General features: G+C 68.4%; 16 protein-coding genes. 8 read left to right on the plus strand and 8 right to left on the minus strand.

The features are described from left to right. Positions 1-13 precede the first annotated feature (13 nt). Complete coding sequence (locus LJF27_RS21065; RefSeq protein ID WP_003116873.1) at positions 14-469, plus strand: nucleoside deaminase; 456 nt, start codon at positions 14-16, stop codon at positions 467-469. Next, complete coding sequence (locus LJF27_RS21070; protein WP_003113304.1) at positions 466-1,692, plus strand: CynX/NimT family MFS transporter; 1,227 nt, start codon at positions 466-468, stop codon at positions 1,690-1,692. Before LJF27_RS21065 ends, LJF27_RS21070 begins: the two co-directional genes overlap by 4 nt. A 43-nt stretch (positions 1,693-1,735) precedes the next feature. Here the strand turns inward: LJF27_RS21070 and LJF27_RS21075 are convergent, their stop codons facing one another. Continuing rightward, positions 1,736-1,903, minus strand: a complete 168-nt coding sequence (locus tag LJF27_RS21075; protein WP_003089849.1) for a hypothetical protein — start codon at positions 1,901-1,903, stop codon at positions 1,736-1,738. A gap of 103 nt (positions 1,904-2,006) precedes the next feature. Then, positions 2,007-3,347: a leucine-rich repeat-containing protein kinase family protein gene (locus LJF27_RS21080; RefSeq protein ID WP_003162904.1), complete on the minus strand. Its 1,341-nt coding sequence runs from the start codon at positions 3,345-3,347 to the stop codon at positions 2,007-2,009. 117 nt (positions 3,348-3,464) lie between these two features. Between LJF27_RS21080 and LJF27_RS21085 the strand changes: the two genes are divergently transcribed. After that, complete coding sequence (locus LJF27_RS21085; protein ID WP_003116870.1) at positions 3,465-4,718, plus strand: ankyrin repeat domain-containing protein; 1,254 nt, start codon at positions 3,465-3,467, stop codon at positions 4,716-4,718. Positions 4,719-4,721: 3 nt separating this feature from the next. Here LJF27_RS21085 and LJF27_RS21090 read toward each other — a convergent pair whose 3' ends face one another. Continuing rightward, positions 4,722-5,339, minus strand: a complete 618-nt coding sequence (locus tag LJF27_RS21090; protein ID WP_003089860.1) for an immunity protein Imm33 domain-containing protein — start codon at positions 5,337-5,339, stop codon at positions 4,722-4,724. 251 nt (positions 5,340-5,590) lie between these two features. Then, the gene (locus LJF27_RS21095; protein ID WP_003109544.1) at positions 5,591-6,937 is read right to left on the minus strand and encodes an OprD family porin; all 1,347 of its coding nucleotides are present in this window, start codon (positions 6,935-6,937) and stop codon (positions 5,591-5,593) included. A gap of 362 nt (positions 6,938-7,299) precedes the next feature. Here LJF27_RS21095 and LJF27_RS21100 point away from each other — a divergent pair, with 362 nt between their 5' ends. Continuing rightward, the gene (locus tag LJF27_RS21100) at positions 7,300-7,518 is read left to right on the plus strand and encodes a hypothetical protein (protein ID WP_003089862.1); all 219 of its coding nucleotides are present in this window, start codon (positions 7,300-7,302) and stop codon (positions 7,516-7,518) included. 157 nt (positions 7,519-7,675) lie between these two features. Here LJF27_RS21100 and catA read toward each other — a convergent pair whose 3' ends face one another. The 3 genes from catA to LJF27_RS21115 are packed head-to-tail and all read right to left on the minus strand — an operon-like array spanning position 7,676 to position 10,096. Then, entirely contained in the window at positions 7,676-8,608 is a 933-nt protein-coding gene (catA, locus tag LJF27_RS21105; RefSeq protein WP_003089863.1) for a catechol 1,2-dioxygenase, read from the minus strand. A gap of 44 nt (positions 8,609-8,652) precedes the next feature. Next, positions 8,653-8,943 carry a muconolactone Delta-isomerase gene (gene catC, locus LJF27_RS21110; protein ID WP_003089864.1) on the minus strand — a complete coding sequence of 97 codons (291 nt, stop codon included), beginning with the start codon at positions 8,941-8,943 and terminating at the stop codon, positions 8,653-8,655. A gap of 31 nt (positions 8,944-8,974) precedes the next feature. Continuing rightward, positions 8,975-10,096, minus strand: a complete 1,122-nt coding sequence (locus LJF27_RS21115; protein WP_003120080.1) for a muconate cycloisomerase family protein — start codon at positions 10,094-10,096, stop codon at positions 8,975-8,977. 161 nt (positions 10,097-10,257) lie between these two features. Between LJF27_RS21115 and LJF27_RS21120 the strand changes: the two genes are divergently transcribed. Next, positions 10,258-11,130, plus strand: coding sequence for a LysR family transcriptional regulator (locus LJF27_RS21120; protein ID WP_003089870.1), 873 nt, complete (start codon positions 10,258-10,260; stop codon positions 11,128-11,130). An 8-nt stretch (positions 11,131-11,138) separates the two neighbouring features. Here the strand turns inward: LJF27_RS21120 and LJF27_RS21125 are convergent, their stop codons facing one another. Continuing rightward, on the minus strand, positions 11,139-12,140 hold the full coding sequence (locus LJF27_RS21125) for an AraC family transcriptional regulator (protein ID WP_003116868.1): 1,002 nt from the start codon (positions 12,138-12,140) through the stop codon (positions 11,139-11,141). Between the two features lie 316 nt (positions 12,141-12,456). On the opposite strand from LJF27_RS21125, the gene antA reads away from it, so the two are divergent. From antA to antC, 3 genes are read left to right on the plus strand one after another with little or no spacing between them, the layout of a single operon-like run. Continuing rightward, the gene (gene antA / locus LJF27_RS21130) at positions 12,457-13,851 is read left to right on the plus strand and encodes an anthranilate 1,2-dioxygenase large subunit (RefSeq protein WP_003113310.1); all 1,395 of its coding nucleotides are present in this window, start codon (positions 12,457-12,459) and stop codon (positions 13,849-13,851) included. After that, positions 13,848-14,339: an anthranilate 1,2-dioxygenase small subunit gene (antB, locus tag LJF27_RS21135; RefSeq protein WP_003116865.1), complete on the plus strand. Its 492-nt coding sequence runs from the start codon at positions 13,848-13,850 to the stop codon at positions 14,337-14,339. Before antA ends, antB begins: the two co-directional genes overlap by 4 nt. A gap of 18 nt (positions 14,340-14,357) precedes the next feature. After that, positions 14,358-15,380 (plus strand): anthranilate 1,2-dioxygenase electron transfer component AntC, encoded by a 1,023-nt coding sequence (gene antC / locus LJF27_RS21140; protein ID WP_003116863.1) that lies wholly within the window; start codon positions 14,358-14,360, stop codon positions 15,378-15,380. The last annotated feature ends 1 nt before the right edge of the window (position 15,381 follow it).

Genomic DNA, 15,381 nt, shown 5'->3' on the forward strand with positions numbered 1-15,381 from the left:
GAAGGAGAAAGACATGTCCGATGAAATCTTCATGCGCGAGGCCATCGCCCTCGCCCGCGCCAACGTCGAGGCCGGCGGCCGCCCGTTCGGCGCCGTGCTGGTGCGCGACGGGCGGGTCCTGGCCCGCGGCGTCAACCAGATCCACGAGACCCACGATCCCAGTGCCCACGCCGAACTGCAGGCGATCCGCCAGGCCAGTCAGGCGCTCGGCAGCCCGCGTCTGGACGGTTGTGTGATCTACGCCAGCGGCCATCCCTGCCCGATGTGTCTGGCCGCCATGCATCTCTGCGGCATCCAGGCGGCCTGGTTCGCCTATTCCAACGAGGACGGCGAAGCGTTCGGCCTGTCCACGGCCACGCTCTACGCCGAGATGGCGCGCCCGCCACAGCGGCAGAGCCTGCCGCTACGCGCCCTGCGTCCTGCCGGCGAAGAGGGTCTGTACCGGCAATGGCGGCAACGCCAGGCATGAGCGCGCGAATCCCTTCCGGCGGCCAGGCCGCCACCGGCGTCGGCGCGGCGGAGGTCAGTTGGGTCGGCCTGCTGGTGATCTTCTGCCTCGGCATCAACCTGCGACCGATCCTCACCGGCATCGGCCCGCTGCTCGAGGAAATCACCGCCGGCACCGGTCTCGGCTTCCAGGGCGCGTCGCTGCTGACGGTGTTGCCGGTGCTCTGCATGGGCCTGGTGGCGCTGTTGCTGCCCTGGCTCGGGCGCTGGCTGGCCGAGCACCGCGGCATCGTCTGCGGACTGCTGGCCATCGCCGCAGCCTGCCTCTGGCGCCTGGAACTGGATAGCGGGCTGGCGCTGATCGCCAGCGCCGCGCTGGCCGGCAGCGGCGTGGCGATCATCCAGGCGCTGGTACCGGGCGTGGTCAAGCGCTGGTTCCCGAGGCGGGTCCCGGCAGCGATGGGCCTCTACTCGGCCTCGCTGATGGCCGGCGGCGGAACCGCGGCGGTGCTCAGCCCGCGGATCGCCGAACACTTCTCCAACTGGCAGGCCGGCCTCGGCGCCTGGGCCGTACCGGCCCTGCTGGCGCTGCTGCTGTGGATGTTCGCGCGGCCAAGGGAGGTGCTGCCGAGCGCTGGCGAGGGGCCGGTCCGGCACTTCTTCGGCAATCGCCGTGGCTGGCTGCTGGCGGTGTATTTCGGGCTGATCAACGGCGGCTACACCAGCATGGTGGCCTGGTTGCCGGTGTACTACCGCCAGCTCGGCTGGAGCGCCCAGGACAGCGGCGGGCTGGTCGGGATCATGACCATCTTCCAGGTGCTCGCCGCGCTCAGCGTGCCGCTGCTGATTCGCCGCCGCCTCGACCGCCGGCCCTGGCTGCTGGCCGCGCTGCTGGTCCAGCTCGGCGGCTTCTGCGGCCTGCTGCTGATGCCGCTACAGCACGCGGCACTGTGGGTGGCGTTGATCGGCTACGGCCTGGGCGCCTGCTTCGCCCTCAGCCTGACCCTGACCCTCGACCACCTCCACGAGCCGCGTGCGGCGGGAAGCCTGGCGGCCTTCGTGCAAGGCATCGGCTTCATCATCACCGGCATCGTGCCCTACCTGACCGGCTGGCTGCGCGACGCCACCGGCAGCTTCCAGGCCTCCTGGCTGCTGCTCGCGGCGAGCGTGGTGGCGATGTTGCTGGTGACCCTGCGCTTCGCCCCGTCCGGCTATGCCCGGGCCATGGGCGAGACGCGCGACTGAGCGGCGGACCTCCGCGCCCGCCATTGCAGGCGCGGGTGGCGCTTCAGTAATGGGTGGCGATATAGATGCGGTAGCTGATGATGGCCAGCATGCAGATCACCCCGACCCACATGAGGAACAGGCCGAACGGCGTGTCGCGCTTGGTGAAACCCGTGCCGATGAAGAGCATGCCCAGCACGATGATTGCGAAAGTGACGCCGTAGGAATCCATGTTTACCCTCGTTGGCCGCGTTCCTGACATACTTGTCAGTCTAGCTCCAAGCCCGCTAGAACTACGTTGATATTTATCAGCCTGCGGTCAATCTCGGGCAAATTCATCGAACTTGAGGAAACGCCTGGCTGCGAGCGGCAAGGTCGCGCAAGATCGCCTGGATCTCGCCGAAGTCCGGCCGCTCGCTCACCCGTGGCAGCGCGCAACGTCGCTGCAACTCGACCAGCGCCGCACGTAGCGAGGCCTGCCCCGGCGGCGCCTCGCTGCGCTCGAGCAACTCTTCCAGCAGGCAGGCGAAGGCACGTACTTCCAGGCGCCGCAGGGCGCCGGCGAGCACGGCGTCGTCCGGGAGAAAGGACGCGGCGCCGAAATCGCCCAGCAGGCAGGCGCCATCCTCGCGCCAGAGGATGTTATGCGCATAGAAGTCGCCATGGCTGATGCCGCGTCCATGCAGATGGGCCATCAACGCGGCGAGCGAGGCCGCCAGGCGCAGCGCCGTGGCCAGCTCGAAGCGCAGTCCCGGCGGATAGACGTCGCGGGTACAGGACTCCAGGCTCGGCGGCCCCGCCAGGTTGCGATAGGCGTCGTCGAGCAGCTCCAGCACCAGCCCGTCGCGCCCTTGCGGATGCCCGGCGAGCTGGCCGAGCACCTCGATCAATTGCGCATGGCGCCCCGCCGCCAGGCAGGCGGCCATCTCGCTGGCGGGGGTGCCATCGCTGGTCACTTCGCCCTTGAACAGCTTCAGCGCCACCGTGCGCGTCGAGCCGTCCGGCTGGTGCCAGCCGGCGCGATGGATGACCCCGGAGGCTCCTTCGCCGATCAAACCGTCCAGGCTCAGCTCGCTCCAGTCCAGCGCAGCGATGCCGCTGTCGGCCAGCGCCGGCAGACGGCACAACGGGTTGCCGGCGTAGGCCAGCCAGGCCAGGCGCGGCAGCGTCGCCAGCCAGGCCGGCAGGCGCTGGAAACGGTTGGCGGCGATCCGCAGCAGTTCCAGGCCTTCGCAAGCGGCCATGCTCTCGGGCAAGGCCTCCAGGCGGTTGCCGGCCAGCATCAGCTTCTGCAACGGCCGGCGACCCAGTTCCTCGGGCAGCGTGGCAATCCGGTTGTCGGTGAGGATCAGCCAGCGCAGCGCTGGCGGCAGGGCCGCGGCCGGCACCCGCTCGATGCGGTTGGACTTGAAGCCGACCATGCTCAGCGCCGGACAGTCGCCCACCGCCGCCGGCAATTCGGCGAAGTCGTTGGCGGAACAGAACAGCACCTTGAGACGATGCAGCCGCCCGAGGTCGTCCGGCAGGCTGTCCAGGGCGTTGCCGCTGAGGTTGAGCACCTCCAGGGAGTCGGCCAGCTCGAAGATTTCCCGGGGGAACTCGCGCAGGCCGCAGGACAGGTCCAGGCGCGTGGCGCCGGCCAGTTCGCCGCTGCGCAGTTGCTGCAAGGTGTGCATGGTTCGACGGACTCCGGCCAGGGCGGATGGAAAGCCGCGCATGATAGCCAAGGCGTTGCGGAACGCGCACCCTCGCCGTGCTAGAGTGGCCGCCCCGAATCGACAGGACCACAGAGAATGGAACTCTCCCCCGCCGAACGCCAACTCCTGCTGGCCCATCGCCTGGCCGTGTTCGACGGCTGCGTGGTGTACGACGCCCAACCGCCGGTGTCCGCCGAACACGTCCAGCGTCTTGCCGAAGGCCTGGCCGGACCGATTCCAGAAGACCTGCTACGCCTCTGGCGCACCTGTTTTGGCGGGCGCCTCGGCTATGACCTGGAAGTCGACTACGACGGCCACCGCCACCCGTTCTCTTTCAGCGAACTGTTCTATCCGGACAGCGACGGCTACCACGACCTCTGGGGCTGGATCGAACACGAGCGCGAGCTGGCGGCGGAAGCCGCGGCAGAAGAAGGCCGCGACTGGAACGGCAAGCTGGCCTACCTGCCGTTCGGTGGCTTCGAGTACCTGGAGCGGCTCTACGTCTGCGTCGAACCCGGCCCCGAGCATGGCGCGGTAATCGCCTGGAGCCACGGCCTGCCGCCGGCCTGGGCCGGACGCCTGCACCAGGATTCGGTGACGCGCCTGGCCGACGATGTCGGCGGGCTGTTCCGCCTGTTGTCCTTCGAACAGGATCCGTTCGATGCCGAGAACGCCTGCGGCGTGGCCGACGAGCTACTGGAAGCGCTGGACGCCCTGGAGGCCGCTGGGGAGCCCGGCAAGGCGCTGAAGGGCCGCCTGGAAGTCCTGCTGCGCCAGCGCATCCTCGACTGGCGGCCGGCCCTCGCCGACGGCAGCCTGGCCGCCGAGCCAAGGCTGCGTCAACTGGCCCTGGCCGAAGCTGCGCAAGACGGCGACATCGACCTGCTGCAACGCCTGCGCGATGCCGGCTGCGACTTCGCCGAAACCTTGCGCGGACGCGGCGGCGTGCTGGAGGCCTGCCTCGCCCGCGGGCGCCTGGAGGCCGCCAGATGGCTGCTCGACCAGGGCGTCGCGGTGCACCAGGACAGCCTGCAGATTGGCGCCGCGCACCTCGATGCGGTCCTGGCCGAACGCCTGTTGCGGCTCGGCGCGATCTCCGACCCGAATACGGTGCTCCTCGCTCTGCAATACGGCGACGCCGACGCCGCGCGGATCATGGCGCGACCGCTGCTGGAGGAGTCGCCGGCGAGGGCCAGCGCCCTGCGTCTGGCCCTCGCCAGCCGCGCCGAGCGCGAGCGCAGCGACGCCAGGCGGGTCAGGTCGGGAAAGATGGGCAGCAACCGCAGTCCCGACGACTACCTGGCCCTGGCCGAGCGCCTGGAGCGCTTCCTCGCCGAGCTGCCAGGCTGAGGCTCAACCCTCCGGTCCCTGCACCTCGATGAAGGAACCGTCGGCCAGCCGCTCGAACGCCCGTCCCGGCGGCGCGTCGAGCAGCGGCAGGATGCTGTCGTCGGCGTTCAGCACCGAGCCCAGGCTGACGTAGGCGGTGGTCCCGGCGGTATTCATGTAGTCGTCCGACTCGTCGCCGGCCATCAGTCGCCAGCCGCTGTCGTTTTCCTCTTCCGGCGCCTCGCGGTAGAGGTAGCCGACCGCCTTCCCCTCGTCTATCACCCGGCGCGTCACGAAGCAGCGCCGGGCATAGCGCGAGATCGGCGTTTCCCGCGGGTCGTGCTCGGTGTTGATGATGTGCCGCGCCTCGAAGACGATGCGCTCGCCCAGCGACAGGTCGCGGATGTATTGCGGATAGTTGTCCAGGCGGCCGCTGAAGGCGCCATCCGCCTCGATGCCCTCGACCGTCACCCAGAGCCGCTCGGCGCGCGGCGCATCGGGGTTGTCGGTATCGAAGGCGAAGATCAGCTTGACGCTTTCCCCGGCGGCGACCCGGTCGATGGTCTCCGCGTCCGGTTTGTAGAAGGTGTAGGGATGGCGGACAGCGATCGCACTGGCGTCCACCAAGGTCCACGAGGCCATGTCGACTCCCGCTTGGCTGGCTACGCGGCGCCCGTAGCCTGGGCTGCCACGGGCACGCCGGTGCCCGGGCGGCATGGGTGGAATGGCGTGGCCGAGGTTCGGGTCGCGGCGCCCACCGGCAGGTCGAAGCCATGCCCGGCCAGGAACCGCCCTTCGGCCCGCCTACCCAGAGGAAAGTAGCAGCGCCGCCGCGCAGCCGCCAGCAACGGGCTGTCGCAGAGCGCCGCCCCGGACGGGGCGGCGGCGCGCCTTCAGAGGACTTGCAGCGGGTATTCGACGATCAGGCGGACTTCGTCGAGGTCCGACTCGAAGCTGTCGGAGCGCACGGTGGCCTGGCGCACGCGGAACGCCAGGTCCTTGGCCGCGCCACCCTGCACCACGTACTTGACCTCCACGTCGCGTTCCCAGCGGCCCTGGTTGGTCAGCGGGTTGCCGTTGGCGTCGGTGCGCATGTAGACGCTGTTGGCATTCGAATAATCGGCGTCCCAGCCCTTGCCATAGCGGGTCATGAAGCTCAGCCCCGGCACGCCGAAGGCGGCCATGTCGAGGTCGTAGCGGAGCATCAGCGAGCGTTCCTTGGGCGAGTTGAAGTCGCTGTACTGGATCGAGTTGTCCAGGTAGATGGAGTCGGTCTGGCGCAGGTAGTCGAAGTCGTCGTCGCCGTTGTTGCGCTGGTACGACAGCAGCACCTGGTGCGGACCGTAGGCGAAGCCGCCGCGCACGCTCCAGATGTCGTTGTCGAGTTCGCCCATCACCTGCCTGCCCTGGTCCTTGACCTTGTAGTAGTTGGCGCCGCCGAGCAGGGACAGCTTGTCGTCCAGCGGATAGTTGAAGCTGGTGCCGGCGTAGTACTGGTCCCAGGCGTCCTTCTGGCGGCTGCCGTAGAGGCTGACGCTCCAGTGCTCGGTGGCCTGGTAGTCGCCGCCGGCGTAGGCGACCCACGGCGAGTCGATGCGCCGGCCGGTGTAGAAGCTGTAGAAGTCGTCGCTGCCGCTGGTGCTGTTCGGCTGGGTCATCGAGTTCAGCTTGCCGGCCTGCAGGGTCAGGCCCTTCGCCAGGCTGTCGTTGACCAGGGTGAAGCCACGGAAGCTGGAGGGGAACAGCCGGCTGTTGCCGTACTGGATTACCGGGGTTTCCGGGAACACGTCGCCGACCCGCAGCACGGTGCCATACCAGCGCAGCTTGACCGCGCCGCCGGCTCGCGAATAGTCGTCCTGCGGCCGCCCCTGGTCGTCATAGGGCAGCAGGTCGACGCTACCGCCGGCGCCGGAACGCCCGCCGCCGCTGTCCAGGCGCACGCCGAGCTGGGCGAAGGCGTCGATGCCGACGCCCAGCGTGCCCTGGGTGAAGCCCGAGGAAAAGTTGGCCATGAAGCCCTGCACCCACTCCTCGGTGTAGCCGCCGCCCGCCGGGCTCGATTGGCCCTTGCGGAAGTCGCGGTTGAAGTAGAAGTTGCGCAGCAGCAGGTTGACCTCGCTGCCCTCGATGAAACCTTCCTTGCTCCGCTCGGCGTTCTCCTCGGCGACGGCCGAGGCCATCAGTCCGGCGCCCAGCAGCAGTGGAAGCGTCCACAGTCGTTTCTTTCCATCCCCTTGCATGGCGATTGCTCCAGATCGGTTCATGTCTGTTTTTCTTCTGCGGCCATGCCTTGCGGCGCTGGCTGTGCGTGAACTTCTGGTCGATCGCGCCCCCGCGCAGTCCTGCCGCAACCGGCATTGACCGTGGGGCTGATTCTGGAACCGGGGAAATGACGCAGACATGAGGCGGGGATTACTTTTCCGCAATCTTAACTCGCACTTAATGCGCTTCGCGCAGACTCCTCCGCCATGCAACGGAGCATCGCCGAAGTTATCGGAAACGTAATTTTCCACTCACCCTCGGGTAATCCGTCCGCTCTTACTCTTTGCTCAAACGGGACGAATACCTCGCCCCGGCGACGAGCCAACCCGAGAGGTTTGCCATGAAGATCATCCCGATGCTGCTGGCCGCCCTGCTGGCGACCGGCGCCGCCACTGCCCAGGCCCAGGACGGCAGCGAACGCTCCTGGCAGTACAACGCCGAATTCCGCGCCGCGCAGAAAGAACTGCGCGAAAAGCGCCTGCAGAAGCAACAACTGGAAGCGCAAGCGCAGAAGACCGACCGCAGCAAATGCGCCGAGCGCAAGAACGGCAACGGCTGAGCAGCCTTTCACCGAGCAATACACTTGTCCTTTTTGGGTTGCTCCTTTGGACAAGTCCTGAGGCGCCAGTCATGGCGCCTTTTTTTATCCGCCGTCGCGCCTGGCGGAAGAAGGCGGCATGGTCGCCAGCGACCAGCCGCCCTCCCCGTTTCCCACCTTACTCCTGCAATGCCCGCGGCCGCTGGCTGCGGCGCTCGGCGGCGGGTGCCGGGCTGGCCTGGAGCTGGAAGTCGAAATCCAGTTCGGCGAAGCGTCCGCCCTCCACGCCGCGGTCGCGGGCCGCGGCGGGGTCGTCGTTGAAGCGCAGGTCGCCGATCAGCCCATCGCGGGTGGCATAGGCGAAGTCGTCCCACAGGTAGCGGTCGCCCGCCAGGTTGATCTGGGTGGTCAGGTGGCGATGGCCGGGCGCCGAGACGAAGAAGTGAATGTGCGCCGGCCGCTGGCCGTGGCGGCCGAGGCGGTCGAGCAGTTCCTGGGTCGGGCCGTCGCTCGGGCAACCGTAGCCGGACGGCACGATACTGCGCGCACGGTAGCGGCCGTCGGCGTCGGTGCGGATGCGCCGGCGCAGGTTGTATTCGGACTGGCTGCTGTCGAAGTAGGAATAGGTGCCTTGGGTATTGGCATGCCAGACATCGACGATGGCCCCGGCCAGCGGCTGGCCGTCGGGACCGCTGACGCGGCCCTGGAGGAACATCACGGTGCCGGCGTCGCGGCCGTCGTCCATCCGTGCCTCGCCATCGCTCAGCGGCGCGCCGGCGACGTACAGCGGCCCTTCGATGGTGCGCGGCGTGCCGCCGGTGAGGCCGGCCTCGGCGTCCTGGGCGTCGAGCAGCAGGTCCAGGTAATGCTCCAGGCCCAGCCCGGCGGCCAGCAGGCCGGCTTCCTGGCGGCTGCCCAGGCGGTTCAGGTAGTCCACCGCTTTCCAGAATTCGTCGGGCGTGACCTGCATCTCTTCGATCAGCTTCGCCGTGTCGTCGAGGATGCGCCGCACCAGGGCCTTGGTGCGCGGATCGCCGCGTTCGTTGAGCTGGCCGCTGGCCTCTTCGAAGAAGCGCTGGACGTCGGCAGTCTGGGAAATCTTCACGGTCATGGCGTTTGCCTCTGCTTGTTGTTGTCGGGCGTGGGAAGGGAATCTCAGCGGTCGTCGGCATGGATCGACGAGGGATGCCGGCAAAGCCCGTCGATCTCGATGTCCATGTAGGGAAACAGCGGTAGCCGGGTCAGGGTGTCGTGCAGCGCCTCGACGCTGGGCAGGTCGAACAGGCTGTAGTTGGCGTAGTGCCCGGCGATCCGCCAGAGGTGCCGCCAGCTGCCCTCGCGCTGGAGGCGCTGGGCCATTTCCTTCTCCTCGGCCTTGAGCCGCTCGGCCTGTTGCGGGTCCATGTCGACGGGCAACTTCACGGTCATCTTCACGTGGAACAGCATCGGTCGTTTCTCCTCTGTCTGCGGGACGGCTTCAGCGCCGGCGGAAGCGCGCCAGGCGCTCCTCGTCGAGCGCCAGGCCGAGACCCGGCGCACGCGGCACGTGCAAGTGGAAATCCTGGTAGCGCGGCGACTCGAGGAGGATGTCCTCGGTCAGCAGCAACGGGCCGAACAGTTCGCTGTGCCAGGCCAGGCGGTCGAGGGTGACGAAGGCGTGGGCGGCGGCCAGGGTGCCGATGCCGCCCTCGAGCATGGTCCCGCCGTACAGGCCGATCCCGGCCGCCTCGGCGATCGCCGCGCTACGCAGCACCGCGCGCGGTCCGCCGTTCTTGGCGATCTTCAGGGCGAACACCGGGGCGGCGCCCTCGCGAGCCAGATGGAAGGCATCCTCGACGCTCTCGATGGCCTCGTCGGCCATGATCGGCGCGCCGCCGCGGCTGCTCAGGCGCGCCAGGCCGACGCGGTTGTGGCGGGCGATGGGCTGTTCGATCAGGGCGATGCCGTTGTCGCCGAGCGTCGCGCAGGCACGCTGGGCAACGCCTTCGTCCCAGGCCTGGTTGACGTCCACCCGCACGCTGGCGCGCTCGCCGAGGGCGCGCTTGATGGCGATCGCGTGGGCCACGTCGGCATCCACCTCACCGGCGCCGATCTTCAGCTTGAAGTGCCGGTGGCGGCGCAGGTCGAGCATCCGCTCGGCTTCCTCGATGTCGCGGCCGGTGTCGCCGCTGGCCAGGGTCCAGGCCACCTCCAGGCTGTCGTGCAGGCGGCCGCCGAGCAGTTCGCTGACGGCCAGGCCGAGGCGCTTGCCATGGGCGTCGAGCAAGGCGGTCTCGACCGCCGAGCGGGCGAAGGTGTTGCCCCTGATGTGTCGGTCCAGGCGCTGCATCGCGGCATTCACGTTGTCCGCCGGCTGGCCCAGCAGCAACGGGGCGAAATGCGCGTCGAGATTGCTCTTGATGCTCTCCGGGCTCTCGCTGCCGTAGGCCAGGCCACCGATGGTGGTGGCTTCGCCGAGGCCCTCGATGCCGTCGCTGCAACGCAGGCGGAGGATCACCAGGGTCTGCCGGTTCATGGTGTGCATGGCCAGCTTGTGCGGGCGGATGGTCGGCAGGTCGACGATGATCGACTCGAGGCTTTGGATCACGGCTTGGCTCATTCTCGGGGGTCCACCAGGGTTGCGGTCGGGTTTTCGACGGTTCGCTGCTCAAGGCTCGCTCGATACCGAGCGGGTTTCGCCGTCGTTTCGGCCAAGCATCCATCGCCTTCTTCACTGGGGTCCAATATCATCTTCCTCTCGAACCATACCCTGGAGGTATCATGGAGCTTCGTCACCTGCGCTACTTCCAGGCGCTGGCCCGGACCCTCAACTTCACCCGCGCCGCCGAGCAGTTGCACATCGCCCAGCCACCGCTGAGCCGGCAGATCCAGCAACTCGAGGAAATGCTCGGGGTGGCCCTGCTGGAGCGCGGCCGGCCGCTGCGCCTGACCGAAGCCGGGCGCTTCTTCCACGAACAGAGCGCGACGCTCCTGGACCAACTGGAAAGCATCTGCGACAGCACCCGGCGGATCGGCCAGGGCCAGCGCCAGTGGTTCGGCATCGGCTTCGTGCCCTCGGCGCTGTATGGCGTGCTGCCGGAGCTGATCCGCCACCTGCGCGGCGACCCGGAGCTGGAGCTGGGCCTGCTGGAGATGACCACCCTGCAACAGGTCGAGGCGCTGAAGAGCGGGCGTATCGACATCGGTTTCGGACGCATCCGCATCGACGACCCGGCGATCCGCCAGAGCGTGCTCAGCGAAGAGCCGCTGGTCGCCGCCCTGCCCGCCGGGCACCCGTTGCTCGGCCAGCCGCTGAGCCTGGAGCGCCTGTCGCGCGAGCCGTTCGTGCTCTACCCCGGCCAGCCGCGGCCGAGCTACGCCGACCACGTGCTGGCGCTGTTCGCCACCCACGGCCTGAGCCTGCGCGTGACGCAATGGGCCAACGAGATGCAGACCGCCATCGGCCTGGTCGCCGCCGGACTCGGCGCGACCCTGGTGCCGGCCTCGGTGCAGTTGCAGCACCGCGACGACGTCGCCTACCAGGCCCTGGCCGACGCCTCCCTGACCTCGCCGATCATCGTCAGCCGGCGCCAGGGCGACGGCTCCCCGCACCTGCGGCGCTGCCTGGCGCTGATCGGCCGCGAGGACGCCTGAACGCCCTCTCAGGAGCGCCGCGCAGCGCGGCGCTGGGTCATGCTCGGGGTTTCCTCGAAGCGCTTGCGGTAGTCCACGGAGAAGCGTCCGAGGTGGCTGAAGCCCCAGCCCAGGGCGATCGTCGAGATGCTGCGGGCGCCGCCGCTGGCGAGGATTTCCTCGCGCACCGCGGCGAGCCGGTAGTGCTTCAGGTAGCTCATCGGTGACACCCCGAAGTAGCGACGGAAGCCCTCGAACAGCTTGAACCGCGAGACCCCGGCGGCGCGTTCCACGTCCTCCAGGCTCAGGGTCTCGCGGGCGTTGGCCTGGAGAAACTCGCGGGCGCGCAGCAGGTAGTGCGGCGGGCGCCCGCCAAGGCCCTGCTGCAGGGCCTCGCTGTAGTTGTTCGGCTGGGCCAGGATCAGTCCCTTGATCAGCGCGCGTTCCAGGTCGCTGCTGAAAAACGCCTGGGCGTAGAGTTCGCTGCGCGCCATCTCCTCGCTGATGTGCCGCACGGTGCGCCACCAGGACGCGGAGGCGCCATCCAGGGCATCCATCTCCGGATCGAAGCGCAAGGGCGTATCGATCGGCCGCTGCAACATCTCCTCCAGGACCTTGCGCATCGCCGTGCGGCCGATCACCACCTGCAGCTTGCGGCAGTCCCCGGCGATGCTCAGCTCCTGGCGCTCGTTGGGCGCGATGATCACCCCGCGGCGGACGTCGGAGAGCAGGCGCAGCCCGCCCCGGCACAGCTCCTGCTCGCCGCTGAGCGGCAGGCTCAGGCTGTAGGCGTTGAACGCCGCGGCATCCTCGACGGTGATGGTGACGTCGGTACCGTAGCCGATGTAGCCAAGGGTGGTGCACATCGACTTCAGCACGTTGCCGTGGTGCTCGAACTGCACCAGTCCCGGGCTCGCCGCTTCGAGCCGGTGCGGCCCGCAGACCTTCGACATCCAGGAACGGGCGGCGGCCAGGTCCAGGTGGTCGGCATGGAGATCGCCACGATCGGCGACGGGATGGGTCCTCATCATGGTTCGGCACTCGACACGGCAAGGCTGGGGGTGCGCTCTGCTGGCGCTCTGTTTTCAGCAAAATGCAAGGCATATGCCGGCGCAAGGCCGACTCCCCGCATCCTCCACTATCCGGATAGCGTTCGCCGACTTTCCGGACAAAGCGTCCGCCGCAAGCGCCGCTCGAACCTCGGCCGAGCCCTCCGCGAGCCCCCCGGCCGCTCCTCGGCGGCCGCGGATTTTCGGGATGCGCATCGTCGACTAAGCGGATAGCCCGCCCCCGCTCGCGGCCGTTGAATGGGTCACCCATAACGACAACGCACAAGGGTGAGAACGCATGAACGCTACTCGCAGAAGCCTCGAACAGTGGCGCGACTATGTCGGCGGCTGCCTCGACTTCCGTCCCGAGGAGGGCATCTTCCGCATCGCCCGGGACATGTTCACCGAACCGGAGCTGTTCGACCTGGAGATGGAGCTGATCTTCGAAAAGAACTGGATCTACGCCTGCCACGAAAGCGAACTGGCCAGGCCCCACGACTTCGTCACCCTGCGCGCCGGACGCCAGCCGCTGATCGTCACCCGCGACGGCAACGGCCAGTTGCACGCGCTGGTCAACGCCTGCCAGCATCGCGGCGCGACCCTGGTGCGGGTCGGCAAGGGCAACCAGTCGACCTTCACCTGTCCGTTCCATGCCTGGTGCTACAAGAACGACGGCCGGCTGGTGAAGGTCAAGGCGCCGGGCGAATACCCGGAAGGCTTCGACAAGGCCACCCGTGGCCTGAAGAAAGCGCGCATCCAGAGCTACAGGGGCTTCGTCTTCGTCAGCCTGGACGTCGCCGGCGAGGACGACCTGGTGGACTTCCTCGGCGACGCCCGGGTGTTCCTCGACATGCTGGTGGCGCAGTCTCCCAGCGGCGAGCTGGAAGTGTTGCCCGGCACCTCCACCTACACCTACGAAGGCAACTGGAAGCTGCAGAACGAGAATGGCCTGGACGGCTATCACGTCAGCACAGTGCACTACAACTACGTAGCCACCGTGCAGCACCGCCAGCAGGTCGAGGCCGAGCGCGGCGGCGTGGCCGCCACCCTCGACTACAGCAAGCTCGGCGCCGGCGACGCGGCCACCGACGACGGCTGGTTCTCCTTCGCCAACGGCCACAGCGTGCTCTTCAGCGAGATGCCCAACCCCGCCGTACGCCCCGGCTACGCCAGCGTGATGCCGCGGCTGGTGGCGGAATACGGCCAGGCCCGCGCCGAGTGGATGATGCATCGCCTGCGCAACCTCAATCTCTACCCCAGCCTGTTCGTCATCGACCAGATCAGCTCGCAGCTGCGCATCGTCCGCCCGCTGGCCTGGAACCGTACCGAGATCGTCAGCCAGTGCATCGGCGTAAAGGGCGAGTCGGACGCCGACCGGGAGAACCGGATCCGCCAGTTCGAGGACTTCTTCAACGTCTCCGGGATGGGCACGCCCGACGACCTGGTGGAGTTCCGCGAAGCCCAGCGTGGCTTCCAAGCCCGCCTGGAGCGCTGGAGCGACATCTCCCGCGGCCACGGCAAGTGGCTCGAAGGCGCGACGCCGAACAGCCAGGCGCTGGGTATCGCGCCGCTGCTGACCGGCACCGAGATCACCCACGAAGGCCTCTACGTCAACCAGCACGCGCATTGGCGGCGCTTCCTCCTCGACGGCCTGGAGCGCCTGGCCCTGCGCGCGAAGGAGGTGACCCCATGAACGCCGGACTGCAGTACCGCGTCGAACAGTTCCTCTACCGCCACGCCGAACTCTGCGATGCCCAGGACTGGGACGGCTACCTCGCGCAGTTCGACGAACAGTGCGAGTTCCACCTGCCGCAGTGGGAGTCCGAGCAGCGCTACACCCGCGATCCGAAGCGCGAGATGTCGCTGATCTACTACCCCAGCCGTGCCGGCCTGGAAGACCGGGTGTTCCGTATCCGCACCGGCAAGGCCGCGTCCACCGTGCCGATGCCGCGCACCCTGCACCAGATCGGCAACGTGCGCATCGCCGAGGAAGGCGAAGGCCTGCTGCGAGTGCGGGTCAACTGGCAGACCCTGTTCCAGCGCCTGGACCAGACCGGCAGCTTCTTCGGCCATGCCACCTACCGCCTGAAACCCCATGGCGAGGCCTGGCTGATCGCGCGCAAGCACATCGTCCTGCTCAACGACCGGATCGACTCGGTCCTCGACTTCTACCACCTCTGAACGGCGGGCCCCGTCACGATGAATCACAAAGTCGCCCTCAGCTTCGCCGACGGCAAGACCCTGTTCCTGCCCGTCGGCCACGACGACCTGCTCCTCGACGCCGCCCTGCGCCACGGCATCAACCTGCCGCTGGACTGCCGCGAAGGGGTCTGCGGCACCTGCATGGGCCGCTGCGAGGCGGGCAGCTACAGCCTGGACTACGCCGACGAGGACACCCTCTCCGCCGCCGACCTGGAGCAGCGCAAGGTGCTCGCCTGCCAGACCCGGGTGCGCTCCGACGCGGCCTTCTACTTCGACTTCGCCTCGACCCTCTGCCACGCCGCCGCGGCCCAGGCGCACAGCGGCGTGGTGCGCGAACTGCGCCTGCTCTCCGAGGACACCGCGCTGCTCCGCCTCGACGCCGGCGCCGCGGGCCGCCAGCTGGACTTCCTGCCCGGCCAGTACGCGCGCCTGCAAGTACCCGGCAGCGACTGCCGGCGCGCCTACTCCTTCGCCAACCGGCCGAATCCGCAGAACCACCTGCAATTCCTCATCCGCCTGCTCCCGGGCGGCGCCATGAGCGACTACCTGCGCCAAGGGTGCCGGGTCGGCGACGAGATCCGCTTCGAGGCGCCGCTGGGCACATTCTACCTGCGCCAGGTGGAGCGCCCGTTGCTGCTGGTGGCCGGCGGCACCGGCCTGTCGGCGTTCCTCGGCATGCTCGACGAACTGGCCGAGCGCGGTTGCGAGCGGCCGGTGCATCTCTACTACGGGGTACGCCGCGCCGCCGATCTCTGCGAATTGCAACGGATCGCCGGCTACGCCGAGCGGCTTCCCGGCTTCCGCTTCGTCCCGGTGCTCAGCGAGGCGGACGCCGACTGGGATGGCCGGCGCGGCTACCTGCACGAGCATTTCGACGCCGCCCGCTTGCGCGACGAAGCTTTCGACCTCTACCTGTGCGGGCCGCCGCCGATGGTCGAGGCGGTCCGCCAGTGGCTGCGCGAGCACTCCCTGGAGCATCTGCGGCTGTACCTGGAGAAGTTCACCGAAAGCGGCGACTGAA

This window comes from Pseudomonas sp. 203-8, assembly GCF_020708595.1.
Classification (GTDB): domain Bacteria; phylum Pseudomonadota; class Gammaproteobacteria; order Pseudomonadales; family Pseudomonadaceae; genus Pseudomonas; species Pseudomonas aeruginosa.